The organism is Streptomyces sp. BRA346 (assembly GCF_052851135.1).
Genome location: NZ_JAIWIH010000074.1, coordinates 1 through 24,398 on the forward strand (window position 1 = coordinate 1; position 24,398 = coordinate 24,398).

Genomic DNA, 24,398 nt, shown 5'->3' on the forward strand with positions numbered 1-24,398 from the left:
CCTGACCCACGTCAGCTCCCTTTCGGGCCGAGCCAGAGGGCTCGTATCCGGTGGGTTATGCGGGGGCAGAATAGGAGTCCTGCCATGCCCCGGTTTCCCCTGACCTTTCGGCCTACCGGCGTTCGCTTCTTGGGTCATCCTGTTCCCGCCGAGGAGTTGGGCCTTCCTTACGGTTGACTTACCAGGAGATGCCTCCTGGACCTCGACGGGGTTTCCACGTTCCCCACCATCAAGATGCGACTGGGTAGGGCGCTCCCTTCACCCCGGGACCAGTGGTGTCCGGCCCCTACCAAGCGATCCGNAGGGGGCACCGTCTGCCTTTCAGCATTGGGCCCTATGGCTGCCGCCTGCATCACCATCACGCAGCCTGACAATCACGAGGCATAATCGGGAGTTCACTTGCGTTCGCCCGTCCAGTCTTTCCCTTGCTTGTTGCCGCCCGATGGCCGAGCCGCTCTTGAGCGTGAACGCCCAGCTTCACACCCCGCCGTTACCGGCGACGCATGTGGGCGCGGGAACGGGCCTGGACACTGGCCCGAGCTGTATCTCCTATATTGCTCCTATTCGAAATACAGCCGCTTGATTGGTGCGGCTTCGTGTCGCACCCGCTTGGTTGTCACGGATGATCTGTGTGGATGCCTTGTGGTGCCAGTCCCGGCGGCGGTCGGCCACCGGTCCTCCGCGCAGGCAACCGAGACGTCGCAATGGTCCGTCCGCGGCGGCCGCCGCTCAGGGCGCCGGTGAGGCCCGCGCGTTCGCGGAGGCGGCGGTCGGCGGCGTCGCCGAGGACGGCGTGCTGGTGGCCGCGGGTCTGGCCCACGACCGGGCGGTCGGCCTTCGGGGGCTGCCCTGGCTGTGGGCGGTTCCGCTGGAGCGGGAGCCGGACGGCTGCTCGCGTACGGCGTTGCCGAGGGCGTCGACCCCGGCAACGGTTCGGCCCACAACCCATGACATCGACGCCCCGCCCGTTGGGGCCCGGGGTCAGCCGATCGCCGTCGGCCGCAGCGCGGCCATGACGAGGTCGATCAGCCGTCCGGTCTGCTCGGGGGCGCTGTCGACGGTCCCGGCGGCGAGGAAGATTCCCATCAGCATCAGGACGGCGTCGTCCGGTTCGACGTCGGGGCGGAGCGATCCGGCTTCGGCTCCGGCGGCGAGGAGCGTGGCGACGGCGGCGGTGATGCGTTCCCGGGTGGCCGGTGTGGCGATCCGCCCCGAGGCCCAGCCGGCCCGGAGCGTGTCGAGCATGCCGCGCTTGGTCGCGACGAACGCGGCGTAGCGCTCGATCCACGCCCGGAGCGCCGCGTCCGGCGGAAGCTCCTGGAGCAGGGCGGGGACGCTGCCGGTGACGTCGTCGAGTTCGGCGGCGTACACGGCCTCCACCAGGTCTTCGCGGGCCGGGAAGTGGCGGTACAGCGTGCCGATGCCGACGCCGGCCTCGCGGGCGATGCCTTCGAGCGAGACGGTGCCGTCGGCGGCCGCGAACGCGGTCCGGGCGACCCGGACGAGTTTGTCGCGGTTGCGCAGCGCGTCGGCACGGGGGGCGCGGGCGCCGCGCGGCTTTCCCTGGGGGGCCGCCCCTGCGGGATCGTCGGAATCCAAAGCGGAGGCACCTCCGGTATCAGTGCTACAGTCGATGAAGCGGAGGTTCCTCCGCTTCCTTCATCGTCTCATGAGGACGGCATCCCCATGGCCACGAACAGCACTCCCTCCCCCCAGCTCACGGCCACCGGCGCCCCGCGCGCCAGCGGGGCCGGAACCCTCGGAGGCCACACGGTCTCCCGCATCGGGTACGGCGCGATGCAGCTCGAGCGCCTGCACGCCGACCGCGACGCCGCGATCGCCATCCTGCGCCGCGCGATCGAGCTCGGCGTCGACCACGTCGACACCGCCCAGTTCTACGGCAACGGGTTCGCCAACGAGGTCATCCGGGACGCCGTCCGCCCCGAGGACGGCGTCGTGGTCGTCAGCAAGGTCGGCGCCGATCCCGATCCGGGCGGCACCCCTCCGCTGCGTTTCGCCCAGCGGCCCGAGGAGCTGCGGGCGAGCGTCGAGGACAACCTCGTATCCCTCGGCCTCGACCAGATCCCCGTGGTGAACCTGCGCCGCCCGGACGTCGGGCCGGGCATCCGGGCCGAGGGTGACCAGGTGGTCGACCTCGACGATCAGCTCGCGGTGATGGTCGCCCTGCGGGACGAGGGCAAGATCGGCGCGATCGGCCTGAGCGCCGTCACCCCGGAGGGACTGCGCCGGGCCCTTCCCGCCGGCATCGTCTGCGTCCAGAACGCCTACAGCCTGGTGTCGCGCGACGACGAGGACATGCTGCGGCTCTGCGCCGAACAGGGGATCGCCTGGGTGCCGTTCTTCCCGCTCGGCGGCGCGTTCCCCGGTCTGCCCAAGGTGAGCGACGCCCCGGCCGTCACCGCCGCCGCGCAGTCCCTCGGCCGCACCCCCGCACAGATCGGCCTCGCCTGGCTGCTCCACCACGCGCCGAACACCCTCCTCATCCCCGGCACCGCGGACGCCGGCCACCTGGAGGCGAACATCGCCGCCGGAACGATCGAGTTCGACGACGCCACACTGGCCGCGCTGGACGCCGTCGAGTCACAGCCCAACGACATCGCCCTCGGCTGAGGTCATCACTGTCGGGGCAGCCGTTCTGCCAGGACTTCGGCGAGGTGGCGGGCGGGGCGTCCGTCGGCGAGCTGGTCCAGTTGCGTACGGCAGGAGAAGCCGTCCGCCAGGACCTCGGCCGAGGCGTCCGCCGCCTGCACGGAGGGCAGGAGCTGTTCCTCGGCGCAGGCCACCGAGACGTCGTAATGGCCCGCCTCGAAGCCGAAGTTGCCCGCGAGGCCGCAGCAGCCGCCGCTCAGCTCGCCGGTCAGGCCCGCGCGTTCGCGGAGGCGGCGGTCGGCGGCGTCGCCGAGGACGGCGTGCTGGTGGCAGTGGGTCTGGCCGACGACCGGGCGGTCGACCTTCGGGGGCTGCCAGTCCGGGGCGTACTCCTCCAGGGTCTGGGCGAAGGTCCGCACGGACGAGGCGAGGCGGGCGGCGCGATCGTCGTCGGAGCCGAGGAGTTCGGGGAGGTCGGTGCGGAGGGCGGCCGTGCAGCTGGGTTCGAGGCCGACGACGGGCAGCCCGGCGTCCAGGGCCGGGGCCATGACGTCGAGGGTGCGCCGCATGACCGTACGGGCGCGGTCGAGCTGGCCGGTCGAGACCCAGGTCAGGCCGCAGCAGACGGGTTTGGGGGGTACGACGACGCGGAGGCCCGCCGACTCGAGTACGCGCACCGCGGCCTGGCCGACCGAGGGCGAGAGGTAGTTGGTGAAGGTGTCGGGCCACAGCACCGCGGTCCGGGCCGCCTCCCGGGGCACCGTGCGGGCATGGCCGCGCCACCAGCGGGTGAAGGGTTCGCGGGCCAGTTCCGGGATGTCCCGTTCCGGGGCGATGCCGCCCGCGCGCTTCGCCAGGGTGGAGAGGAAGCCGACCCCCGACGCCGCGTTGGCCACCGGGGCCGCCCTCAGACGGGCAGCGGCCCGGAGCCATACCGGCAGCCAGCCCATCGAGTAGTGGCCGGCCGGGCGCACCCGGCCCTCGTAGTGGTGGTGCAGGAACTCGGCCTTGTACGTGGCCATGTCCACCCCGACCGGGCAGTCGCTGCGGCAGCCCTTGCAGGACAGGCAGAGGTCGAGCGCGTCCCGTACCTCCTCCGAGCGCCAGCCGTCGCGCACGACCTCGCCCGCGAGCATCTCGTGCAGCAGCCGGGCGCGGCCGCGGGTGGAGTGCTGCTCCTCGCCGGTCGCGCGGTACGAGGGGCACATGACGGAGGCCCCGGACACCGACTCGTTGCGGCACTTGGCGACGCCGACGCAGCGGCGCACGGCGGCCGAGAAGTCGCCGCCGTCGTGCGGGTAGCCGAACTCGACGTCGACGGGGCGCCGCGGGAGGACGTCGAAGCGGAGGTCCTGGTCGAGGCGGCGGGGGCGGGCGAGGACGCCGGGGTTGAGGCCGTGTCCCGGGTCCCACAGGTCCTTGAAGCGGTGGAAGAGCCCGACCATCTCGTCCCCGTACATGCGGGGCAGCAGCTCGGCGCGGGCCAGGCCGTCGCCGTGTTCGCCGGAGAGCGAGCCGCCGTGGGTGACGACGAGGTCGGCGAGGTCGGTGGAGAAGTCGCGGAAGACCCGCACCCCGGCCTCGCGCATCAGGTCGAAGTCGATGCGGACGTGGATGCAGCCGTCGCCGAAGTGCCCGTACGGGGTGCCGCGCAGCCCGTGCTGGGCCATCAGGGCGCGGAAGTCGCGGAGGTAGGCCCCGAGGCGGGCGGGCGGCACCGCGCAGTCCTCCCAGCCGGGCCACGCCTCGCTGCCGTCCGGCATCCGGGTGGCGGTGCCGGAGGCGTCCTCGCGGACCCGCCACAGCGCGCGCTGCCCGGCCGGGTCGGCGACCACGGTGTGGTCGGTGGTGGCGTGCGCGGCGGCGCGCGCTATCTCCTCCGCGCGGGCGTACGCCTCCTCGCGCCCGGTGCCGCCGACCTCCACGAACAGCCAGGCGCCACCCTTGGGCAGCCCCGACGCGCCCGCGACCAGGTCGGCGGCCATGCCCTCGACGGTGAGCGGCCCGTACGGCAGGAGGGTGTGGGCGGCCTCGGCCGCCGCCGACTCGTCGGGGTAGCCGAGCACGGCGAGCGCGCGGGCGCCGGGCGCCTCGACGAGCCGTACGGTCGCCTCGGTGAGCACGCCGAGCGTGCCCTCGCTGCCGGTGAGGGCGCGGGCCACGTCGGCGTTCTTCTCGGGCAGCAGCTCGTCCAGGGCGTAGCCGGAGATGCGCCGGGGCAGCTCGGGGAAGCCGGTGCGCAGCAGCGCCAGATGGTCACCGGCGAGGGAGCGCATGCCGTCGCGGAGCCGGGCGGGGAGCGCGTCGAGCCCCTGGGCGGCGCGGACCCGCTCCCCGCCGTACGTCAGGACGTCCAGCGCGTGGACGTTGTCGGCGGTGGTGCCCCAGGCCACCGAGTGGGAGCCGCACGAGTTGTTGCCGATCATGCCGCCGAGGGTGCAGCGGCTGTGGGTGGACGGGTCGGGGCCGAAGGTCAGGTCGTGGGCGCCCGCGGCGGTCCGCAGGTCGTCGAGGACGACGCCGGGCTGGACGACGGCAGTGCGCTGCTCCGGGTCCAGGGACCGGATGGACCGCATGTGACGGGTGAAGTCGAGGACGACGCCGAGCCCGGTGGCCTGACCGGCGATGGACGTACCGGCGCCGCGCGCCACCACCGGCACCCCGTTCTCGCGGCAGACGGCCAGCGCCGCCGCCACGTCGTCCGCGTCGCGCGGGGCGACGACACCGGTCGGCACGCGCCGGTAGTTCGACGCGTCCATGGTCATCAGGGCCCGGCTCGCCGCGTCGAAGGAGACGTCCCCACGGACGGCTCGGCGCAGCGCCTGCTCCAGTTCGTCTGCCTCTGCCTCGTGCTCTGCCATGTCCCCATGGTCCACGGGGAGGGTCCCGATGAGAATGTTCACACTGTGCTTCAACGACGTGATCATGGATCACTGTGGACGGGGCCCGCCGGTGCCGCGGTGTCAACATGGCCCCGCTCACTGTCCCCGTCCGTGGACGGATCGTCTCAAGCGATGGACTCCCCGCTGAATGCCGGGTTGGGACGGATTAGGCTGCGGGCGTGGCTGAGATCCGGATTCCCGAAGACATCAAGCCCGCCGACGGTCGCTTCGGCGCAGGCCCCTCCAAGGTGCGCACCGAGGCGCTCGACGCCCTCGCCGCGACCGGCAGCTCCCTGCTGGGCACCTCCCACCGGCAGGCCCCGGTCAAGAACCTGGTCGGCAAGGTGCGCGACGGCGTGCGCGAACTGTTCCAGCTCCCCGAGGGCTACGAGGTCGTCCTCGGCAACGGCGGCTCCACCGCCTTCTGGGACGTGGCGACCCACGGCCTCATCGACAACAAGTCCCAGCACCTGACCTTCGGCGAGTTCTCGTCGAAGTTCGCGAAGGCGGCCAAGCTCGCACCGTGGCTGGACGAGCCGACCGTCATCTCCTCCGACCCCGGCACCCACCCGGAGCCGCGGGCCGAGGCGGGCACGGACGTCTACGCCTTCACCCACAACGAGACCTCGACCGGTGTCGCGATGCCCATCCAGCGGGTGGCCGGGGCCGACGACGGGTCGCTGGTGCTGGTCGACGCCACGTCCGGCGCGGGCGGTCTTCCCGTGGACATCGCCGAGACGGACGTCTACTACTTCGCGCCGCAGAAGTCCTTCGCCTCGGACGGCGGGCTGTGGATCGGGGTCTTCTCCCCCGCCGCGCTGGAGCGCGCCGCCCGGATCCACGGGTCAGGGCGCCACGTCCCGGAGTTCTTCTCGCTGCCGACCGCGATCGACAACTCGCTGAAGAACCAGACGTACAACACCCCGGCGCTCGCGACCCTCTTCCTGCTCAACGACCAGCTGGAGTGGATCAACGGGCAGGGCGGCCTGGACTGGGCCGTGCGGCGCACCGCCACTTCCTCGCGCACCCTGTACGGCTGGGCCGAGGGGTCCAAGTTCGCCACCCCGTTCGTCACCGACCCGGCCAAGCGGTCGCAGGTCATCGGCACGATCGACTTCGACGAGGAGATCGACGCCGCCGCGATCGCCAAGGTGCTGCGCGCCAACGGGATCGTGGACACCGACCCGTACCGGAAGCTGGGCCGCAACCAGCTGCGGGTGGCGATGTTCCCGGCCGTGGACCCGGCCGACGTCGAGGCGCTGACCGCCTGCGTGGACTACGTCATCGAGCACCTGTGAGCGTTGCGTAGCCGAGCGGGCCCGGGGCGTTCGCCCCGGGCCCGCTTCCGTTTCGGCTACTGCGGGCGGCGGCGGACCAGCCGCTTCAGCCCCAGGAACAGCACCATCGCGGCGCCGAAGGTGAGCCCGGCCTTCAGCAGGGTGCGGTTCTTCTCGTCCTCGTCGGCGCTCTGCTTGCCGTCGGGGCGGGAGGAGTAGTCGCCGTCCTTCTTCTGCTGCCGCGCGGTCGCGTCGGGCAGCAGGTCCCCGCCGAGGTCGACCGCGGTGACCTTGCTGCCCGGGCCCTCGGTTCCGTACATGAGCGTACCGCCGTCCGGGGTGAAGGTCACCGACTCGCCCTGGCGCTGGAGCGGCAGCCCCGGCTCGTCCTTCAGCTCCTTCAGCTCCTGCGGCTTGCCGTTCGTCCAGCGGTACTCGGAGGCCGTGAAGTAGCCGCGGAGCACCAGGCGGCTGCCGTCCGGCGCGAACGCGCCGTCGGTGACCTCCATGTCGAGGTCGGCGACCCGGCGGAAGACATTGGTGCCCTGGGCGGAGAGCGTGGCGGGCGCCTCGTACAGCCCGGGGTCGTCGTCGCTCTTGCTGGCGATGTAGACCCGGCCGGTCTTCGGGTGGACCATCATGGCCTCGGCGTTGCGCGGCCCGCCCTGGTACTTCACGGTGAACTGGGTCGCGGTGACCGTGGTGTCCTTGAGCACCTTGGGCTCGGGGAAGCGGTAGATCCATACGTGGGGCCAGGTGCCGCCGAGGTTGTCGCCGATGTCGCCGACGTACACATTGCCGTCGGGGCCTATCGAGATCGCCTCCACGTCCCGGGGGCGGCCTATGCCGCGCAGTTCGACCCGGGCGACCGTCTTTCCGGTCTTGCTGTCGACGGCATAGACGTACGCCCCGTCCGAGCTGTCGTTGTGCGTCCAGTAGACCCCCGGATGGGCCCGGCTCGCGGCGAGCCCGCTGGACTCGGTGATGCGGGGGTCCTCGATCGTGAACGAGGACGGGGACGACTCGTCGGCCGCCGCGGGAGCGGGGAGGGCGACGGGCAGGGCCGCCAGCACGGCGGCACCGAGGACGTACGGAAGCGGACGCATGGGCCCAAGCCTGCCATCCCGGCGGGGCACGGACGGCGCGTTACGGCCGCGCGGGGGCGGGTTGCACGGCAGGGCCGAGCCCCGCCCGGGCCCCTTCTGAATTACGGACGGATAACGTACGTAAATCATTCGTGGCGGCGGAGGCGCTTAAATAACCCGCAGATTATTTGAATCCATCCCGGGATTACGTGGGGTGGAAATTTATCGGGCATTGACGGCATAGCGGGCGGGGGCATTGCTTTCCAGAAAGGCCGCCTCTACGGTCTTTACCCATGAGCGAATACAGCCATTCCTCTTCTGCGCAAACCGCGCCACCGCCGATGCATTCCGCCGGGCTCCCGGGCGGAGGCGTGGCGGCCGCACCGCCGAAGAAGTTCGCGGTGCTCGGGGCCGTCGGTGCGGTCATCGCACTGGCCGGCTCCTGTGTGAACTGGGTGGTGTCCACCTCGGACGGCGCCGACGGCGGCGTCAAGGGCATCGACGGCGACGGCATCATCACGCTGATCATCGCCCTGGTCGGAGCGGTGCTCATGCTCGCCGCCCTGGCCACCAGGAAGGGGGTGCTCTACCTGATCGGCGCGGCCACCGGGCTCGCCACCGCGATCGTCCTCGCCATCAACATGGCGTCCCCCGAGCGCCTGCTCGCCCAGAAGCTCCAGGATGAGGAAGGCGTGTCCGCGAAGGTCGCCGAAAAGGCGGCCGAGCAGGCGGCGAAAGTGTACGACCTCACTCCCGGCCCCGGAATCTACATCGCCCTGATCGGTGCGCTGATGATTCTGGTCTTCGGTGTCCTCGGATTCCTGAAGACCCGCTCCGGACGCTGAAAACAACCCGCATTCCGGAGATTCCGGTAGCCCGCTTTTTGACCGCGACGGGGGGCCAAAAAGCGGGCCTCCGGGTTTTCCGGAAACAAGGGGACCGCAGCGGGGCCACCCGAGGCCCTTGATTAGAGCGCACTCCAAGGGATTGGCTGGTCCCATGGAGTACACGCAGCTCGGACGCACGGGCCTCAAGGTCAGCCGACTGGTCCTCGGCACCATGAACTTCGGCCCGCAGACGGATGAGGCCGACAGTCACTCGATCATGGATGCCGCGCTCGACGCGGGCATCAACTTCTTCGACACCGCCAATGTGTACGGCTGGGGCGAGAACAAGGGCCGCACCGAGGAGATCGTCGGGAGCTGGTTCGGCAAGGGCGGCGGACGGCGCGAGAAGACCGTCATCGCCACCAAGGTGTACGGCAACATGGCCGCCGACGGTGAGCGGCCCTGGCCCAACACCGACAAACTCTCGGCGCTCAACATCCGCCGGGCCGTGGACGCGAGCCTGAAGCGGCTGGGCACCGACTACATCGACCTCTACCAGTTCCACCACGTCGACCGCGCGACCCCGTGGGACGAGATCTGGCAGGCCATCGACGTCCTCGTCCAGCAGGGCAAGATCCTCTACGTCGGATCCTCCAACCACGCGGGCTGGCACATCGCCCAGGCCAACGAGACGGCCCGGCGCCGGAATTCGTACGGCCTGGTCAGCGAGCAGTGCCTGTACAACCTGGCCGAGCGGCGCGCCGAGATGGACGTCATCCCGGCCGCGCAGGAGTACGGCCTCGGCGTCATCCCCTGGTCCCCGCTGCACGGCGGGCTGCTCGGCGGCGCGCTCCGCAAGGAGCGGGAGGGCGGCGCCGGTGCCCGCACCGCGGGCGGACGGGCCGCCGACGCGCTGAAGAACACGGCGGTGCGCGAGCAGATCCAGGCCTACGAGGACCTGCTCGACAAGCACGGTCTCGAACCCGGCGAGGTGGCCCTGGCCTGGCTGCTGACCCGGCCCGGGGTCACCGGGCCCATCGTGGGGCCGCGCACGGCCGAGCAGCTGGCCTCGGCGGTGCGGGCGTCCGAGCTGACGCTGAGCGACGAGGTGCTGGGCGCGCTGGACGAGATCTTCCCGGGCCCGGGGCCGACGCCGGAGGCGTTCGCCTGGTAGCCCCGGCGGTTCCGGCAGTACGGAGGGGGTGTGACCGTGTGCGGTCACACCCCCTGCCTGCTCGGGTCGCCCCGGCGGCTCATCCTCCGAAGGCGGCCGCGACGGCCACCACGACGAGGATCATCACCAGGGCACCACTCATGATCATGTTTCGGGTCTTCGGATTCACCCTCCGAGGTTAGCCGGGCCGCTCAGCCGCCCAGCGGCCAGGCCGCCACCACCTCGTACCGCGGCTGCGCCCCGGGCACCCCGGGGGCCGGGGGATGGCTGCGGACCAGGCTCAGCTCCCGCACGGTCCACTCGCGGCCCGCGAACCCGGTGAGGCCCTCGGCGAACGGCGCGAGGCGGGTCGCGGAGCGGTTGCGCGCCACGGTGAGGTGCGGGTGGTACGGGCGGTCCTGGTTCACGTCGAGCCCGATGCGGCGGGCCCCCGCGGCGGCGGAGCCGGCGAGCCCCCGCAGGACGGTGCGATCGCCCTCCACCCCCGCCCAGAGGGCACGGTCGGCGAACCGGCCGCCGCCCGCCAACCGCACTTCGTGCGGGTGGTGGCGATGGGCGGCGCGGGCCAGCCGGGCGTCCAGCTCGGGGCGGACGTCGTCGGTGACCTCGCCGTAGAAGGCGAGGGTGAGGTGCCAGCCGGGGCGCTCGGTCCAGCGGAGGGTGTCCGCGCCGGGGAGCCGGTGCAGCGCGTCGACGTACGCCCCCAGCTCGGCCAGGGCCGGTTCGGGGGGCAGGACGGCAGCAAAGAGTCTCATCGCTGTCACGCCGCCGGAGCGAGCCGTTCCTCCGTCTGCACCCTCGGCACGAAGGCCACGTGCGGATGGCCCCGGCGCCAGCCCACCGTGAGCCGCAGGCCGCCCGCGCGGGCCAGCATGAGGCCCACTCCGACCGCGGCGGCGGCGGAGATCAGCCCGCCGAAGGCGAAGCCGACCCGGGCGCCCCAGGTGTCGGTGACCCAGCCGATCAGCGGGCCGCCGATCGGCGTGCCGCCGACGAAGACCATCATGAACAGGCTCATCACCCGGCCGCGCATCTCGGGGTCGGTGGCGAGCTGGACGCTGGAGTTGGCCGTGACGTTGAAGGTCAGGCTGAAGATCCCGACCGGCACCATCAGTGCGGCGAAGAGCCAGAAGAACGGGGTCACCGCGGCGGCCACCTCCAGCACGCCGAACAGCAGCGCCGCGCCGACCAGCAGCCGCCGGCGGGTGGTGACGCGGCGGGCGGCGAGCAGGGCGCCGGTGACGGAACCGGCCGCGATCAGGGTGTTGAGCAGGCCGTACGTACCGGGCCCCGCGTGGAAGACGTCGTCGGCGAAGGCGCTCAGCCAGATCGGGAAGTTGAAGCCGAAGGTGCCGATGAAGCCGACGAGGACGATCGGCCACAGCAGATCGGGGTGGCTGCGGACGTAGGACAGGCCCTCGCGCAGCTGGCCCTTGCCGCGCGGCGCGCGCTTGACCGGGTGCAGCTCACTGGTGCGCATCAGCAGCAGGCCGACGAGCGGGGCGCCGAAGGAGAGGCCGTTGATGAGGAAGGCCCAGCCGCTGCCGACGGCGGTGATCAGGACACCGGCGACCGCGGGGCCGATCAGCCGGGCGGACTGGAAGTTCGCGGAGTTGAGGCTGACCGCGTTGCGCAGGTCGCGGGGGCCGACCATCTCGTTGACGAAGACCTGGCGGGTCGGGTTGTCGACGACGGTGACCAGGCCGAGCAGGAACGCGATCAGGTAGACGTGCCAGACCTGGACGTGTCCGCTCAGGGTGAGGGTGGCCAGGGCCAGACCGCACAGGCCGAGCGCGGTCTGTGTGAACAGCAGCAGCTTCCGCCGCGGGTACCGGTCGGCGATCACGCCGCCGTACAGGCCGAAGAGCAGCATGGGCAGGAACTGGAGCGCGGTGGTGATGCCGACCGCGGTGGAGGAGTGGGTGAGGCTGAGGACCAGCCAGTCCTGGGCGATGCGCGACATCCAGGTGCCGGTGTTGGAGATCACGGCACCGGTCGCGAAGAGCCGGTAGTTGCGGACCCTGAGTGAACGGAACATTCCGCCCTTGGCGGAGGCCGCGGTGGGCCCGGCGGAAAGGGAGTCGGTGTGCGGTGCGGGTGCGGAGTCTGCTCCGGGTCCCGTACTCAAGTTCGTTCGCCTCCTGGCTGCTCGGTCTTCTCTTACATGCGCGCGAGCTTCTCCAGGACGGGCGCGGCGGCGCGCAGCGTCTCCCACTCGTCCTCGGACAGCTGCCCGGTCAATTCACTCAGCCAGGCGTTGCGCTTGCGCCGGCTCTGTTCGAGCATGACCTCGGCCCGCTCGGTCGGCGACACGACCTTCTGCCGCCGGTCCTCCTGGTGCGGCTCCAGCCTGACCAGTCCCTTGGCCTCCAGCAGCGCCACGATGCGGGTCATCGACGGCGGCTGGACGTGCTCCTTGCGCGCCAGCTCGCCGGGGGTGGCGGAGCCGCACCCGGCGAGGGTGCCCAGCACCGACATCTCCGTGGGGCTCAGCGACTCGTCGACGCGCTGGTGCTTCAGCCGTCGCGACAGACGCATCACTGCCGACCGCAGAGCGCTCACAGCGGCCGCGTCATCGAGGGGCGCTTCCGTCTCGGGTGACGGAAGGCGGGACGGATCCGGCATGGTCTTTAGCATAACTCATTACCTCGCCTAATGAAAACCCCGACACAGGTGTCCTCCGCCACTCACCCATGCGAGTGAGGGGTGAATGGCCGGGGACCTACCGGATCACACGACGCCGAGCGCCTGCTCGATCGGGTGCAGCAGGAAGTAGACCAGGAAGCACAGCCCCACGACGACCAGCAGCCACGGGATGTCCCGGGTCCGCCGGGTCGCGACGCGCAGCAGGAGGTACGACAGCACACCGAGGCCGATGCCGTTGGTGATGCTGTACGTGAACGGCATCGCGATCATGGTCAGGAAGGCGGGCACCGCGATCGTGGAGTCGCTCCAGTCGATCTCCTTGACGTTCGCCGCCATGATCATGAAGCCGACGACCACCAGCGCCGGGGTCGCGGCCTGCGACGGGACGACCTTCGCGAGCGGGGTGAAGACCAGCGCGAGCAGGAAGAGGCCGCCGGTCACCACGTTGGCCAGACCGGTGCGCGCGCCCTCTCCGACGCCCGCCGTGGACTCCACGAAGCAGGTGTTCGCGGACGCCGAGCCGAAGCCGCCGCCCGCGACCGCGACGCCGTCCACCATCAGGATCCGCCCCATGCCGGGCAGCTGACCGCGCTCGTCCGTCAGCCCGGCCTCCTCGCCGACGCCGATGATCGTCCCCATCGCGTCGAAGAAGCCGGACAGCAGGACGGTGAAGACGAAGAGGCAGCCGGTCAGGATGCCGACCTTCTCGAACCCGCCGAACAGGCTGACCTGGCCCACGAGCCCGAAGTCCGGGGTCGCCACGAACGTGTCCGGCACCTTGGGCACGGTCAGGCCCCAGCTCGCGTCCGGGGTGGAGGTGACGGCGTTGATCGCGATCGCGGCCAGCGTCATGACCACGATGCCGAGGAGGATCGCGCCCCGGACCTTGCGGACGACCAGCACGAAGGTGAGCGCGAGCCCGATCACGAAGATCAGTACGGGCCAGCCCTGGAGCTTGCCCTCGATGCCGAGACCCAGCGGAACGGTGGTGTGCGCCGCGTCCGGGTTACGGGTGACGAAGCCGGCGTCGACCAGTCCGATCAGGGTGATGAACAGCCCGATGCCGATCGCGATCGCGCGCCGCAGCCCGCCGGGGATCGCGTCCATCACGCGCTGCCGCAGCCCCGAGGCGACCAGGATCATCAGCACCAGACCGGCGAGGACCACCATGCCCATCGCATCCGGCCAGGTCATCTTGGGGGCGAGCTGGAGCGAGACGACCGCGTTGATGCCGAGGCCCGCGGCGAGGGCGATCGGGACGTTGCCGATGACGCCCATGAGCAGCGTGGTCAGGCCCGCCATCAGGGCGGTCGCGGTGACCAGCTGGCCGTAGTCCAGGTGGCGCTGGTGCATGTCCTCGCCCGCCTGGAGGATCAGCGGATTCAGCACGATGATGTACGCCATCGCGAAGAACGTCGCCAGACCACCGCGGATCTCCCGGGACGGAGAGGAGCCGCGTTCGCTGATCTTGAAGAACCTGTCGACGAACGGACGGTTCATGGGCGGCGCCGGTGCCTGCTGTACGGCATCGACCGGCTCGCTGGCCGAGGGAGACATGGATGAACCCCAGAGGTGGTGAACGTCGGGAAGCGGGCCTCTCGGAGGATCACACAGGACATTCCACCCAGACCCAAGAACGGTTCAGTATGAATATATAAATCGCGGATCGCCAAACCGCCTGCCCCCGCCCGGGCACTCCCACGCCTACCGCGCCCCCGAGGTCCCGACCAGCACCCCCGTAAGCTGACCCCATGACGAAGTGGACACCCCGGCACGAAGCGCCTGCACCCTTGGAGGGCAATGTCGTCGCCACCATCATCGGCGGCACCATCGTGTGGTTCGTCCTCTTCCTCGTCCAGCTCCCGTTCTACGGGTGGTACGCCGACCACGGCCATCTGTGGTGGCTGTGGACCTGCCTGACGGGCAGCGGACTCGGATTGCTGGGCATCTGGTACGTACGGGCGCGGGACGCGGCCATCCGGCGCTCCTCGGAGAGCGACGCCGACTGAACCGCGCCCCGCGTCCTCGTGCCGTGGGTTACTTCACATCCACGTAGTCGCCACCCGCCTTGACCGGCGGGGTCGTGCTGGTGCCCGCGAAGTTCCAGCGGAACCAGCCGTCCTGGGCGGCCTTGACGGTCGTCTTGAGCGCACCGCCGCTGCCCGAGTTCACCGTCTTGACGACGCTGTAGGTGGAGCTGTTCGCCTTCCGGAACTCGAGCTTCACCGGCTGGACGGTGTAGCCCGCGTACGTACCGGTCTCCCAGTTGGCGCGGGTCAGGGCGCCGGTGACCGTGATGGTCTTGCCCTTCTTGACCGGCTCCGGCGTGGCGTCGACCGTCAGCTTCGAGGCGCGCTGCACCGCGAAGGACCCGGCCTTGTCGGCGCTCAGGTAGTCGCCGTCGTTGGCGTCGATCCACACGTTGGCGTACCACCGGCCCGCGACGCTGTTGTCGATGAAGTCGACCTGCGGGTCCAGGATGAAGGTCGCCTTGCAGGTCGAGGTGGTCGGGTCACCGGCCGCCGCGGCGCACTTCACGGCGCCGGTCGGGGTCGCGTACCCGTACGACGGGCCGTCCAGGTACAGGTCGGCGCCCTTGATGCCCGAGTCGTCCTGCGCCGTCACCGAGACGGTGAAGGTCTTGGCGCCGGAGGTGCCGAGGACGACGTTGGTGCCGCTCACCGCCACCTGGGTGATCTTCGTGTCGCCGGAGCCGTCCGCCTGCGCCGCCGGCGCGGTGAGCCCCCCGAGAGCTGCCGCGGTCGCGGTGGCGAGCACGGCATAGGTCATGCGCTTGCGCATGTGCATCCCCCACAAGATGAAGAGGCTCCACTGCGTTGACCTGCGCCGAGATGGACGCCGGCACGTACGTGGAGCCGAGTGTGGCGCAACTGTACGAATTTCACCGGCTTTTCACAACATCATCAGAGCTCCACGGAAGCGCAAACTGAGAGAATGTCACCTCTTGTGCCCAACCGGTGAGTAACCTGCGCGGTATGACCGGTCACCGTTTTCGCGCCGCCGAAATCGACACCAGCAAGCCCCACTCGGCGCGCATGTACGACTACTTCCTGGGCGGCAAGACCCACTACGCGGCCGACACCGAGGCCGCCCGGCAGATCGAGGCCGTCTGGCCCGACGTCACACCGTGGACCCGCGCCAACCGGTCATTCATGCACCGGGCGACCCACTGGCTCACCACCGAGGCGGGGATCCGGCAGTTCCTCGACATCGGCACCGGCATCCCCACCGAGCCCAACCTGCACCAGATAGCCCAGAAGGCCGCCCCGGACGCCCGGGTCCTCTACGTGGACAACGACCCCATCGTGCTGGCCTACGCCCAGGCCCTGCTGCTCTCCACCGCCGAGGGCCGCACCTCGTACATGCACGCCGACATCACCGACCCGCGGACCATCCTGGCCGCCGAGGAGCTGCATGACACCCTCGACCTGAGCCAACCGGTCGCGCTGTCGCTCAACGCGGTGATGCACTTCATCGCGAACGAACAGAAGCCGTACGACATCGTGCAGGAGCTGGTCGAGCCCCTGGCCCCCGGCAGCTATCTGGTCCTCTCCCACGGCGGGCTCGACCCGCGCCGCGAGATCTCCGACGCGGTCACCCGGCTCTACCGGGCCGGCGGCATCCACGTACAGGGCCGCACCCGCGAGGAGATCCTGCCGTTCTTCGACGGCCTGGAGCTCGTCGAACCCGGCGTGGTGATGCCGCACCGCTGGCGCCCCGAGAGCGAACAGGCCAGGGCCGCGGCGGAGGCCCTGGACCTGTGGATCTTCGCGGGCGTGGCCCGCAAGCCGTGACGCGTATCTAGGGGGTGTCTTGCCGATCATGCCGGGCTCCCGACGCCGCTGTGACATCAGCCGCTGCCGCGGCGGGCGGCACCTCGCGGCCCCGCGCTCGTCGCACGACGCGAGTTGCGAGCCTCCCCCAGCTACCGCTGGGAGGTGCCCCCTGACGCCGCTCGCTGATCCGGCCTGATCGACAAGACACCCCCTAGTCGAACCAGCGGGCCCGGGCCAGCTCCTCGGTGCGGGTGAGGTCCTCCAGGAGGGCCGCCACCTCGAAGCGGCGGGACCAGTGGCCCGCGGCCCAGGACAGGCCCGCCGCCACGCCCTCCACCGTCGAGGCGTGCAGGGTGGCGTCGTCTCCGTGGGGGCCGCTCACATACCGCCAGTCCAGCTCGATGCCGCCCTCGATCAGCAGCTCCTCGTGCTCGACGTACGACAGCGGCGCGTCCGGCAGCAGTTCGCGGACCGCCGCCGGGACCTCGTGCGGCTCGCCCTGCGAGGTCACCGGGGCCGGGTACGCCTCGCTCAGCCGCCGCACCTGGAACAGCTCCGCCAGCTCCGCCGCCCGCGCCGGGCGCACCGGCAGCAGGGCGCGGCCGTCCGCCTCGGCCAGCGGCATCAGGTCGGGCGCGTCGGCGACCAGCACCCCGTCCGCGTCGACCACCCGCGGCTCGCCGTCCACCACGGCGCGCAGCTCGTCCGGCAGGGTCACCTGCTCGGGGTCGAGGTCGGCCAGCAGGCCGTAGAGCGCGTGCAGCTGGGCCGGGGTCACCGGGCGGTCCGGATCGGCCAGCCGCGCCAGCAGCTCGGCCGCGCCGCCCGGTTCGTCCAGCAGCGCCGGTACGGACGTCCGTACGCCGAGCGCCCGCAGCACCTGTTCGTCCTCGAACCCGGCCGCGTCCACCGCCTCGTACAGCCCGGCCAGCAGCGGATCGCCCCCGGCCGCGCGCAGCCCGGCGGGGCGGCGGCCGTCGAGCACCGGGTGGCCGCGCAGCCACCACGCGGTGTACGAGCGCACCGACTCCGTCGTGCCGTCCGGCAGCAGCACCCGGACCCGTTGGGTCAGGGCGTCGCGCAGCGGCGGCTGGGCGAGCATGGCCAGGGCGCGCGGCCAGGCGTCGTCGTCCACCAGGTCCAGGTCGCGCACGGCGACGATCTCGGTGGCCACCGGCGGCACCGGCGTCTCCGGCAGCCGGTCCAGCGCGTCCTCGCACCACACGTCCACGGCGTCCAGCACGCCGACGTCGTCCGGCTCGGCGAAGTCGCCCTCGCGCGGCTCCAGTTCGTCCGGGTCCAGCACCACGTCGGTGGCCCGGACCAGGGTGAAACCGGCCAGCACGCCGACCGCGGACAGCGGCTCCTCGCCCCAGCGCTCCGCGAGGTCCGCGTCGCACGCGGCCAGCTCGCCCTCCCGCATCACCTGCTCGAAGGCGCCGCCGGGGAAGACCAGTTCACCGGCGGGCGCCAGCTCCCCGTCCTCGTCCGGCAGCGCGAGCGCGGCGAGCCACGGCTCGTCGCCGGGCGCCAGCCGGGCCTGCTGCACGAGGCCGAGCACGGTGTCGGCCAGGGTGTCCGGGTCCAGGGCGCCGCCGAGCGCCGCGCCCTCCTCCGGATACGGGTCGTAGTCGTCCTCCGCCTCCAGCGAATGCGCCACGGCGGCCCGCACCTGGGGGGTCCTCAGCACGGCGCGCGGGGTGGCCGGGGTCGCGCCCAGCTTCTCCAGCAGCGGATGCGCGGCCTCCGGATGCGCGACCTTCAGGCCGAGGCGGGCCAAGGTGCGGTGGGTCTCGCCCGCCGAGCCCTCGCCCTTGTCTGTTTCGGTCCCGCCATCCCCGCCATCCCCGCCATCGACGTCTCCCGGCAGCGGAAGCAGCACCTGACGGGGCCCGATCGTCGTCCGGCCGTCCGCCAGCGGCACCGGCAGCCCGCTCAGCCGGTCCGGGTCGGTACCGGCCAGCGCGTCGTACAGCCGCCGCCACCAGGCCGGGGCGCGCTCGACGCCCGCCAGCCGGTCGATCACCTCGCCCAGCGGCACCCGGGCCACGTCCAGCGCCCGCAGCTCCTGCCGCCGCTCCAGACCGGCGGGCAGCAGCGTCGGGAACAGCTCGGCCAGCACCTCCACGGTCTCCGCGCCCGCGCCCTCCACGATCTCCGCGTCCCGGGGGCGCAGCGCGTACGGCTCGCCCTCGAAGGTGCCGCGCGCGAGGATCGCGGCGTCCCAGCCGAAGCCCGCGTCCGCCTCCGGTGCCGCCGCCTCCGGCTCCAGGGTGTCCGGCACGGCCGCGCTCGGCAGGAACGGCACCCGCGGCAGCCGCTCCAGCACCCGCGCCCGCAGCTCCCCGTCCAGCTCGCCCTTGCCCAGCGGGCCCGGGACCAGGCCGATCGTGCCCGTCCCCACCGGGTGCCAGTCGCGCAGCAGCGTCGCGTACGCCTCGGCCGCGCGCTCCACCAGGAAGGTGGTCAGCGGTCCCGGCGCGGTGTGGCGGCGGGTGGGCTCCAGCGGGAACGAGGCGATCAGCAGCGCGGGCAGCCCGAGCGGCTCGTCGGTCGGCGTCGGCGCGTGCACGACCGGCGCCGTCGCGGGCCGCACCGGCGCACCCTCGGCGTCCACCGGCACCGCCCAGGTCACCGACCACACCGGGCGCAGCCGCTCCTCCACCGGGCGGTCGGCGAGCAGTTCCGGGTCCAGCTGCCCGCTCGCGCGCTCGGTGCGCCAGCGGGTCGTACGGCGCTCCTTGTCGCCGTGGTCCTCGATGACCGCGTACGGGCCCTCCTCGGAGCGCCGCAGCGTCCGCGTCCCCTCGGCCGTCTCGACCACGACCTCGGCCAGCCCCGGCAGGGTCAGCAGCAGCGCGTCGTCGACCGCCGCGAGCAGCCGCTCCGCCACGTCCAGCGCGGCGCCGTCGCGCAGCGGCAGCACCACGACCGTGTCGTACCCCTCCGGAGCGGTGCCCTCCGCGGGCAGCGGCAGCCGCAGCAGCGGTACGTGACCGTCGCGGCGGCGCAGCTCGTCGGCGAGACCGGGGCTGCGCAGCGCCGCCTTGTGGGCCAGTTCGCGGGCCTCCGCCAGCGACCAGCGCACCCCGCCCGAACGGCCCACCACCGCGGGCTCGTCGCTCACCGCGAGCACCGCCGCGAAGCCCACGCCGAACCGGCCCACGGCCCGCCCGGGGTCCTCGTCCCGCTTGGCCGACGCGCGCAGCGTGGACAGCGACTCGGCCCCGGCGGCGTCCAGCGGGGCGCCGGTGTTGGCGGCGACCAGCACGGCCGGTTCGCCGTCGGTCGCCGGGCGCAGCGTCAGCCGCAGCCGCCCGGGTACGCCGAGGCGGGCGGCGGCATCCGCCGCGTTCTGCGCCAGCTCCACGACCAGCCTGTCGCGGTGGCCGCCGAGCGCGAGGTCCTCCTCCGCGTTGGCGTCCTCGCGGAAGCGGGCGGGCGACGCGGCCCAGGCGTCCAGCACGCCGCGCCGCAGCCGCGCGGTCCCGAAGGGATCCGCGTCCTCGGTCGCGCCTCGCACCATCGCCGTGCTGCTCACGTATCGCCTCCGGGTCCTGTGGGTGTGCCGCCACATTCCACATTGCTAGACCGCGAACGTACCCCTATCCGAGGCGCGCACGCGCCCCGCCCTCCCCCGCGGGCCCGGTCCGCTAGCCCGGTCCGCTAGCCCGGTCCGCTAGCCCGGTCCGCGGCGGGTGCGGGCCCGCTCCGCGGCGGGCGCGCGTCCCGGGTGCGCGGAGGGTCAGCCGGTACGCCGGTACGCCGGTACGCCGGTGCGGCGGGCACGGCCGGTACGGCCGGGCCGCGACGCGGCGGACGCGAGCGGCCCGGCGGACGCGGCCCCGGACGCGCGACGGGTGCGCGGCCCGGGCCGCAGGACGGGTGCTCTGCGGGCAGGCGGTACGCCGGTGCGGCGGGCACGGCCGGTACGGCCGGGGCGCGGCGCGGCGGACGCCAACGGCACGGCGGGGGCGCTCCTCCCCGGGCCCGCGGCGGGGCGGCTCGCGGGCCGGTCGGCGCGGACGGGCGCACGGTGCGGCCCGCCCCACGCCGGGGGCGGGCGGGCGGGCGCGGCCCCGGGCCCCCTGTGGGTGCGCGGCCCGGGCCGCGGGGCCGGTGCTCTGCGGGCAGGCGGTACGCCGATGCGGCGGGCACGGCCGGGTACGGGGGCTCGGCGCAGCGGGCACGAATGGGGCGACGGCCCCGGGCCCGGCACGGAGCGCGTCCCGGGCGCGCTGCGGGGCAGGCGGTACGCCCGTGGGACGGACGCCAACGGCATGGCGGGGGCGCTCCTCCCCGGGCCCGCGGCGGGGCGGCTCGCGGGCCGGTCGGCGCGGACGGGCGCACGGTGCGGCCCGCCCCACGCCGGGGGCGGGCNCGCGCCCCGGGGGCTCAGGAGTGGCCCAGTTCCTCCGCCGGGGCGTCCGGCTCCACCGAGCCGCCGGTGCGGTCCGGGTGCAGGGGCATCGGCTCGACGAGCGTCTCGTCGATCACCGGCTCGGCCGGGCGCGGGGGCTTGGGCATGACGGCCGCCTCGGAGTGGGCGCCGCAGCCGTACGCCAGGGAGACCACCCGGCCGTCCGCCGGGCTGAACTCATTGGCGCACACGCCGAACGCCTGCTTCAGCGAGCCCGCGAGGGGCATCAGGAAGCCGCAGGTCACGCAGGTACCGGGGGCCGCCTGCGCCATCGAGGTCTTGGCTCCGTACGCCTCGTCCCAGCGGTCGGCGGCGACGTGCAGCCCGTAGCGGGAGAGCACCCGGGCGCGGCGCATGCCCAGCTCCTCGGCGAGGGCCGCGATGGTGCCGGGCGCGGCCGGTTGGGCGGACGGCGGGCCGGCCGTCACGTCGGCCTCCTCCACCGCCGCGAGCTGTTCCATCTCCTCGGAGACGACGGAGTTGGGCGGCGGGGCGTCCTCGCCCGAGAAGCCGGGCTCCAGGCGCAGGTCCTCGGCGTCGGTGGGGAGCAGATCGCCCGGTCCCATGTCGCCGGGGCGCAGCCGCTCGCTCCATGGCACCCACTCGGGGGCGAGCAGTGCGTCGGGGCCGGGGAGCAGCACCGTCTCGGCCAGGGTGACGATCTTCGCGCGGGAGGCGCGGGTGACGGTGACCGCCCAGCGCCAGCCGCGATAGCCCGGCTCGGCGCTCTCGAAGAAATGCGTGACGACGCGGTCGCCCTCGGCGATCGCCCCCACGTGCTCGCCGACCGTCCCCGGACGGGCCGCTTCCGCCGCCGCCTCGCGGGCGAGTTCGACCGCCTCGGCGCACAGGCGGTCGGGGGTACGGCTCCGCATCGCAGCACTCACAGGATCGATTCTCTCTTCCACGCCGTCTCAGCCGTCGTTTGACGAGTGCACCAGCCGCACGGACGGACGGCGGGACTGCGGACGGAGCGGACCGTGGGACCGCGTCGACGTCCGCACCCGATCCGGCCTCGGGCGCACCTTGTACGTCCCATTCTGCGGGATGGCGACTCGGCGCATGGCCAGGAACGACCGTGGATGGCGCGTAACGCACGCTACCTTGTCCGGCCGCGCCGCCCCCACCCCCGTCTCGGGTCCGGCGTTCGTGGGCACACCCGCCGGATGGTCGTTTTCGCTGGCCAGAAGGGGGTTGTGCGGGTGAGAGAACAAGACGTCATGACCGGAAAGCCGTCGTAGGTCTCACGTTGCGGGCAGCTTGGCGGCACCATGGTCGGGTGGCAGGCATGCGGTTCCACGAGGACGGCCCGGTCAGACGATCGGGCCGCCTGCTCGGCCGCGCACTGCATGTGCCGTTCACCGCGACCGGCCGCGGCATCCGTCGGGCCACCCACGCCCACGGGGCGGGCGAGTCCGGGCTCGGCAAGCTGATCGAGCTGCACGCGGTCAACTCGGCCGGTGACATGCTGATCACGGTCGCGCTCGCCTCGACGGTCTTCTTCTCGGTGCCGACGGACGAGGCGCGCGGCCGGGTCGCCCTCTACCTGGCGATCACCCTGGCCCCGTTCGCCGTTCTCGCGCCCGTGGTCGGCCCGCTGCTGGACCGGGTCCCGCACGGCCGCCGCGCGGCGATGGCGGGCGCGATGCTGACCCGCGCGCTGCTCGCACTGACCATGGCGGGCGCGGTGGCGGGCGGCGGCCTCGAACTGTATCCGGCGGCGCTGGGCGTGCTGGTGGCGTCCAAGGCGTACGGGGTCGTCAGATCGGCCGTCGTACCGCGGCTGCTGCCGCCCCGCTTCTCGCTGGTCAAGGCCAACTCCCGGGTGACCCTGGCCGGGCTGCTGGCGACCGGGGCGGCGGCCCCGCTGGGCGCCGGGCTGCACCAGCTGGGGCCGGGCTGGCCGCTGTACGGGGCGTTCGTGGTCTTCACGGCCGGGGCGTTCCTGTCCTTCACGCTGCCGCACAAGGTGGATTCGGCGAAGGGCGAGGCCAAGGCGCGGCTGACGTCGGGCGAGCACCACTTCGGGCACCGCACGGCCGGGCACCGGCCCCCCGGGCACCGGTCCCCCGGGCACCGCGCGCCCTGGCACCGCGCGGCGGGGCCGAACACCGTGCCCGCGGCGGCGCCCGAGGTGGTGACGGTCGCCGACCCCAAGCCGACCCCGACCTCTCCCGCCGCCCCGAACCCGGGCCCGGGCGACGGGCGGTTCGGCCGCCGGTTCGCCGGCGGGTGGGGCGGGGGATCGGGCGGGCGCGGCGGCCGGAAGCCCGGGCTGCGGACGGTCGGCCCGTCCGTCCTGCACGCGCTCCAGGCCTGCGCCTCGCTCAAGTCGCTGTCCGGCTTCCTGACCCTCTACCTGGCCTTCCTGCTCCGCGAGCATCCGGTGGGCGGGCTGTCCCCCGAGCTCTCGCTCGGCCTGGTCGTGGTCGCGGCGGGCGGCGGCAACGCGCTGGGCACGGCGATCGGCGCCTGGCTGCGGGCGCGCGGCCCGGAACGGATCATCGCGGTGGTGCTGACCTCGGCCCTCGGCGTGATCATCTTCTCGGCGGTGCTGTACGGCGCGGTGACGGTCACCGCGGTGGCCGCCACCGCGGGCATCTCGATGGCGCTGGGCAAGCTGTCGCTGGACGCGCTGATCCAGCGGGACGTGCCGGAGGAGGTCCGTACGTCGGCGTTCTCCCGCTCCGAGACCACGCTCCAGATCGCGTGGGTGGTCGGCGGCGCGGTGGGCATCTCGCTGCCCCTGAGCGGGGTGGTGGGCATGGCGGCCGCGGCGACGATGATCGGGCTGGGCGTGGCCCTGAGCGTCCGGGGGTTGCTGTCCGCGGCCCGGCACACCACGGCCCGTCCGCGGGTGGCGTGACGTCTAGGGGGTGTTGTCGGTCAGGCCGGATCAGCGAGCGGCGTCAGGGGGCACCACCCAGCGGTAGCTGGGAGAGGCTCGCAACCCGCGTGAGGAGAGCGCAGGGGCACCGCCCAGCGGTAGCTGGGGGAGCGACGAGCGCGGGGCCGCGAGGGGCTGCCCGCCGCGGCAGCGGCTGATGTCACAGCGGCGTCGGGAGCCCGGCATGATCGGCACGACACCCCCTGGGGCGTCGTCGATCCGCCACCCCGGCGCCGGGCGGCGGGGAGCGCCCGATAGCCTGCCCGCATGACCGCTGCGCTGTTTTCCAGGGGCAAGGGCCGCAGGGCCACCACCGCCGCCTGCGCCGTTGCCCTCGGGCTCATCGCCCTCTCCGCCTGCGACAAGCCGACTCCTCTCGCGACGGTGACGGTCGGTTCGAGCACCGTGACGGCGGAGGCGAGCAAGGGCTGCTTCGGCGACGGGAAGAACCTCGGCTCGGGCACCTTCAAGAAGTGCCTGTCCGCCAAGCCCGCCGACACCATCAAGGTCGGCGCCGGGGACAAGGTGCGGATCGGGGTGGACCCGGAGATCGCCGAATCCAACTGGGGCCTGATCGCCAACAACCCGGTCATGGCCGAGCCCAGCAAGGAGACGTACCGCAGCTTCGACAGCGACACGCTCTTCGCGCAGCAGAACCCGCAGACCGGACAGACCACCATGTCCAAGAGCGTCACCGTCACCGTCGCCCAGCTCGGCGACGGCACCCAGGGCGTGAAGGGCATCTGGCGCTTCAAGCTGGAACGGGACAGCTGACCTCACGTCGCCCCGTGCA

The 24,398-nt window shown here is 72.8% G+C and carries 20 protein-coding genes; 8 read left to right on the forward strand and 12 right to left on the reverse strand.

The genetic code is table 11. The features are described from left to right. Positions 1-729: 729 nt before the first annotated feature. Positions 730-942, reverse strand: coding sequence for a hypothetical protein (locus LCH29_RS42455; protein WP_446467030.1), 213 nt, complete (start codon positions 940-942; stop codon positions 730-732). 39 nt (positions 943-981) lie between these two features. Further along, positions 982-1,599, reverse strand: coding sequence for a TetR/AcrR family transcriptional regulator (locus LCH29_RS42460; protein ID WP_446467031.1), 618 nt, complete (start codon positions 1,597-1,599; stop codon positions 982-984). Between the two features lie 87 nt (positions 1,600-1,686). On the opposite strand from LCH29_RS42460, the gene LCH29_RS42465 reads away from it, so the two are divergent. Then, positions 1,687-2,631, forward strand: coding sequence for an aldo/keto reductase (locus tag LCH29_RS42465; RefSeq protein WP_446467032.1), 945 nt, complete (start codon positions 1,687-1,689; stop codon positions 2,629-2,631). A 5-nt stretch (positions 2,632-2,636) separates the two neighbouring features. On the opposite strand, the gene LCH29_RS42470 is transcribed toward LCH29_RS42465, so the two are convergent. Continuing rightward, positions 2,637-5,471, reverse strand: coding sequence for an FAD-binding and (Fe-S)-binding domain-containing protein (locus LCH29_RS42470; RefSeq protein ID WP_446467033.1), 2,835 nt, complete (start codon positions 5,469-5,471; stop codon positions 2,637-2,639). 200 nt (positions 5,472-5,671) lie between these two features. Between LCH29_RS42470 and serC the strand changes: the two genes are divergently transcribed. Next, positions 5,672-6,790 (forward strand): phosphoserine transaminase, encoded by a 1,119-nt coding sequence (gene serC / locus LCH29_RS42475; RefSeq protein ID WP_446467034.1) that lies wholly within the window; start codon positions 5,672-5,674, stop codon positions 6,788-6,790. 56 nt (positions 6,791-6,846) lie between these two features. On the opposite strand, the gene LCH29_RS42480 is transcribed toward serC, so the two are convergent. After that, a complete protein-coding gene (locus LCH29_RS42480) occupies positions 6,847-7,875 on the reverse strand; it encodes a hypothetical protein (protein WP_446467035.1) in 1,029 nt (342 codons plus the stop codon). 350 nt (positions 7,876-8,225) lie between these two features. Between LCH29_RS42480 and LCH29_RS42485 the strand changes: the two genes are divergently transcribed. Both LCH29_RS42485 and LCH29_RS42490 read left to right on the forward strand, forming a co-directional pair. Continuing rightward, on the forward strand, positions 8,226-8,699 hold the full coding sequence (locus LCH29_RS42485) for a hypothetical protein (protein WP_446467036.1): 474 nt from the start codon (positions 8,226-8,228) through the stop codon (positions 8,697-8,699). Positions 8,700-8,853: 154 nt separating this feature from the next. Then, on the forward strand, positions 8,854-9,855 hold the full coding sequence (locus tag LCH29_RS42490) for an aldo/keto reductase (protein WP_446467037.1): 1,002 nt from the start codon (positions 8,854-8,856) through the stop codon (positions 9,853-9,855). Positions 9,856-10,046: 191 nt separating this feature from the next. On the opposite strand, the gene thpR is transcribed toward LCH29_RS42490, so the two are convergent. From thpR to LCH29_RS42510, 4 genes are all read right to left on the reverse strand, one after another. Further along, positions 10,047-10,610 carry an RNA 2',3'-cyclic phosphodiesterase gene (gene thpR / locus LCH29_RS42495; RefSeq protein WP_446467038.1) on the reverse strand — a complete coding sequence of 188 codons (564 nt, stop codon included), beginning with the start codon at positions 10,608-10,610 and terminating at the stop codon, positions 10,047-10,049. A gap of 5 nt (positions 10,611-10,615) precedes the next feature. Beyond that, positions 10,616-11,983: an MFS transporter gene (locus tag LCH29_RS42500; protein WP_446467039.1), complete on the reverse strand. Its 1,368-nt coding sequence runs from the start codon at positions 11,981-11,983 to the stop codon at positions 10,616-10,618. 32 nt (positions 11,984-12,015) lie between these two features. Beyond that, positions 12,016-12,480 (reverse strand): MarR family winged helix-turn-helix transcriptional regulator, encoded by a 465-nt coding sequence (locus LCH29_RS42505; RefSeq protein WP_446467040.1) that lies wholly within the window; start codon positions 12,478-12,480, stop codon positions 12,016-12,018. 105 nt (positions 12,481-12,585) lie between these two features. Continuing rightward, positions 12,586-14,058 carry an NCS2 family permease gene (locus LCH29_RS42510; RefSeq protein WP_446467041.1) on the reverse strand — a complete coding sequence of 491 codons (1,473 nt, stop codon included), beginning with the start codon at positions 14,056-14,058 and terminating at the stop codon, positions 12,586-12,588. A gap of 194 nt (positions 14,059-14,252) precedes the next feature. On the opposite strand from LCH29_RS42510, the gene LCH29_RS42515 reads away from it, so the two are divergent. Then, the gene (locus LCH29_RS42515; protein ID WP_123108081.1) at positions 14,253-14,510 is read left to right on the forward strand and encodes a DUF2530 domain-containing protein; all 258 of its coding nucleotides are present in this window, start codon (positions 14,253-14,255) and stop codon (positions 14,508-14,510) included. A gap of 28 nt (positions 14,511-14,538) precedes the next feature. Here the strand turns inward: LCH29_RS42515 and LCH29_RS42520 are convergent, their stop codons facing one another. Next, positions 14,539-15,303, reverse strand: coding sequence for a calcium-binding protein (locus tag LCH29_RS42520; protein ID WP_446467051.1), 765 nt, complete (start codon positions 15,301-15,303; stop codon positions 14,539-14,541). A gap of 194 nt (positions 15,304-15,497) precedes the next feature. On the opposite strand from LCH29_RS42520, the gene LCH29_RS42525 reads away from it, so the two are divergent. Next, entirely contained in the window at positions 15,498-16,316 is an 819-nt protein-coding gene (locus LCH29_RS42525; RefSeq protein WP_446467042.1) for an SAM-dependent methyltransferase, read from the forward strand. Between the two features lie 193 nt (positions 16,317-16,509). Here the strand turns inward: LCH29_RS42525 and LCH29_RS42530 are convergent, their stop codons facing one another. The 3 genes from LCH29_RS42530 to LCH29_RS42540 form a co-directional block, all read right to left on the reverse strand. Further along, complete coding sequence (locus LCH29_RS42530; protein ID WP_446467052.1) at positions 16,510-19,824, reverse strand: sacsin N-terminal ATP-binding-like domain-containing protein; 3,315 nt, start codon at positions 19,822-19,824, stop codon at positions 16,510-16,512. 219 nt (positions 19,825-20,043) lie between these two features. Beyond that, complete coding sequence (locus LCH29_RS42535) at positions 20,044-20,265, reverse strand: hypothetical protein (protein ID WP_446467043.1); 222 nt, start codon at positions 20,263-20,265, stop codon at positions 20,044-20,046. 428 nt (positions 20,266-20,693) lie between these two features. Beyond that, entirely contained in the window at positions 20,694-21,605 is a 912-nt protein-coding gene (locus tag LCH29_RS42540; RefSeq protein ID WP_446467044.1) for a DUF3027 domain-containing protein, read from the reverse strand. 401 nt (positions 21,606-22,006) lie between these two features. Here LCH29_RS42540 and LCH29_RS42545 point away from each other — a divergent pair, with 401 nt between their 5' ends. Both LCH29_RS42545 and LCH29_RS42550 read left to right on the forward strand, forming a co-directional pair. After that, positions 22,007-23,584: an MFS transporter gene (locus LCH29_RS42545; protein WP_446467053.1), complete on the forward strand. Its 1,578-nt coding sequence runs from the start codon at positions 22,007-22,009 to the stop codon at positions 23,582-23,584. Positions 23,585-23,872: 288 nt separating this feature from the next. Next, on the forward strand, positions 23,873-24,379 hold the full coding sequence (locus LCH29_RS42550) for a hypothetical protein (RefSeq protein ID WP_446467045.1): 507 nt from the start codon (positions 23,873-23,875) through the stop codon (positions 24,377-24,379). Positions 24,380-24,398: the final 19 nt, after the last annotated feature.

Coding starts and splice junctions, on each gene's coding strand:
- LCH29_RS42515 (WP_123108081.1), top strand. CDS start 14,253: ATGACGAAGTGGACACCCCGGCACGAAGCGCCTGCACCCTTGGAGGGC.
- LCH29_RS42550 (WP_446467045.1), top strand. CDS start 23,873: ATGACCGCTGCGCTGTTTTCCAGGGGCAAGGGCCGCAGGGCCACCACC.
- LCH29_RS42530 (WP_446467052.1), bottom strand. CDS start 19,824: ATGGTGCGAGGCGCGACCGAGGACGCGGATCCCTTCGGGACCGCGCGG.
- LCH29_RS42465 (WP_446467032.1), top strand. CDS start 1,687: ATGGCCACGAACAGCACTCCCTCCCCCCAGCTCACGGCCACCGGCGCC.
- LCH29_RS42480 (WP_446467035.1), bottom strand. CDS start 7,875: ATGCGTCCGCTTCCGTACGTCCTCGGTGCCGCCGTGCTGGCGGCCCTG.
- thpR (WP_446467038.1), bottom strand. CDS start 10,610: ATGAGACTCTTTGCTGCCGTCCTGCCCCCCGAACCGGCCCTGGCCGAG.
- LCH29_RS42520 (WP_446467051.1), bottom strand. CDS start 15,303: ATGCGCAAGCGCATGACCTATGCCGTGCTCGCCACCGCGACCGCGGCA.
- LCH29_RS42505 (WP_446467040.1), bottom strand. CDS start 12,480: ATGCCGGATCCGTCCCGCCTTCCGTCACCCGAGACGGAAGCGCCCCTC.
- LCH29_RS42545 (WP_446467053.1), top strand. CDS start 22,007: ATGCGGTTCCACGAGGACGGCCCGGTCAGACGATCGGGCCGCCTGCTC.
- LCH29_RS42510 (WP_446467041.1), bottom strand. CDS start 14,058: ATGTCTCCCTCGGCCAGCGAGCCGGTCGATGCCGTACAGCAGGCACCG.
- LCH29_RS42490 (WP_446467037.1), top strand. CDS start 8,854: ATGGAGTACACGCAGCTCGGACGCACGGGCCTCAAGGTCAGCCGACTG.
- LCH29_RS42470 (WP_446467033.1), bottom strand. CDS start 5,471: ATGGCAGAGCACGAGGCAGAGGCAGACGAACTGGAGCAGGCGCTGCGC.
- LCH29_RS42525 (WP_446467042.1), top strand. CDS start 15,498: ATGACCGGTCACCGTTTTCGCGCCGCCGAAATCGACACCAGCAAGCCC.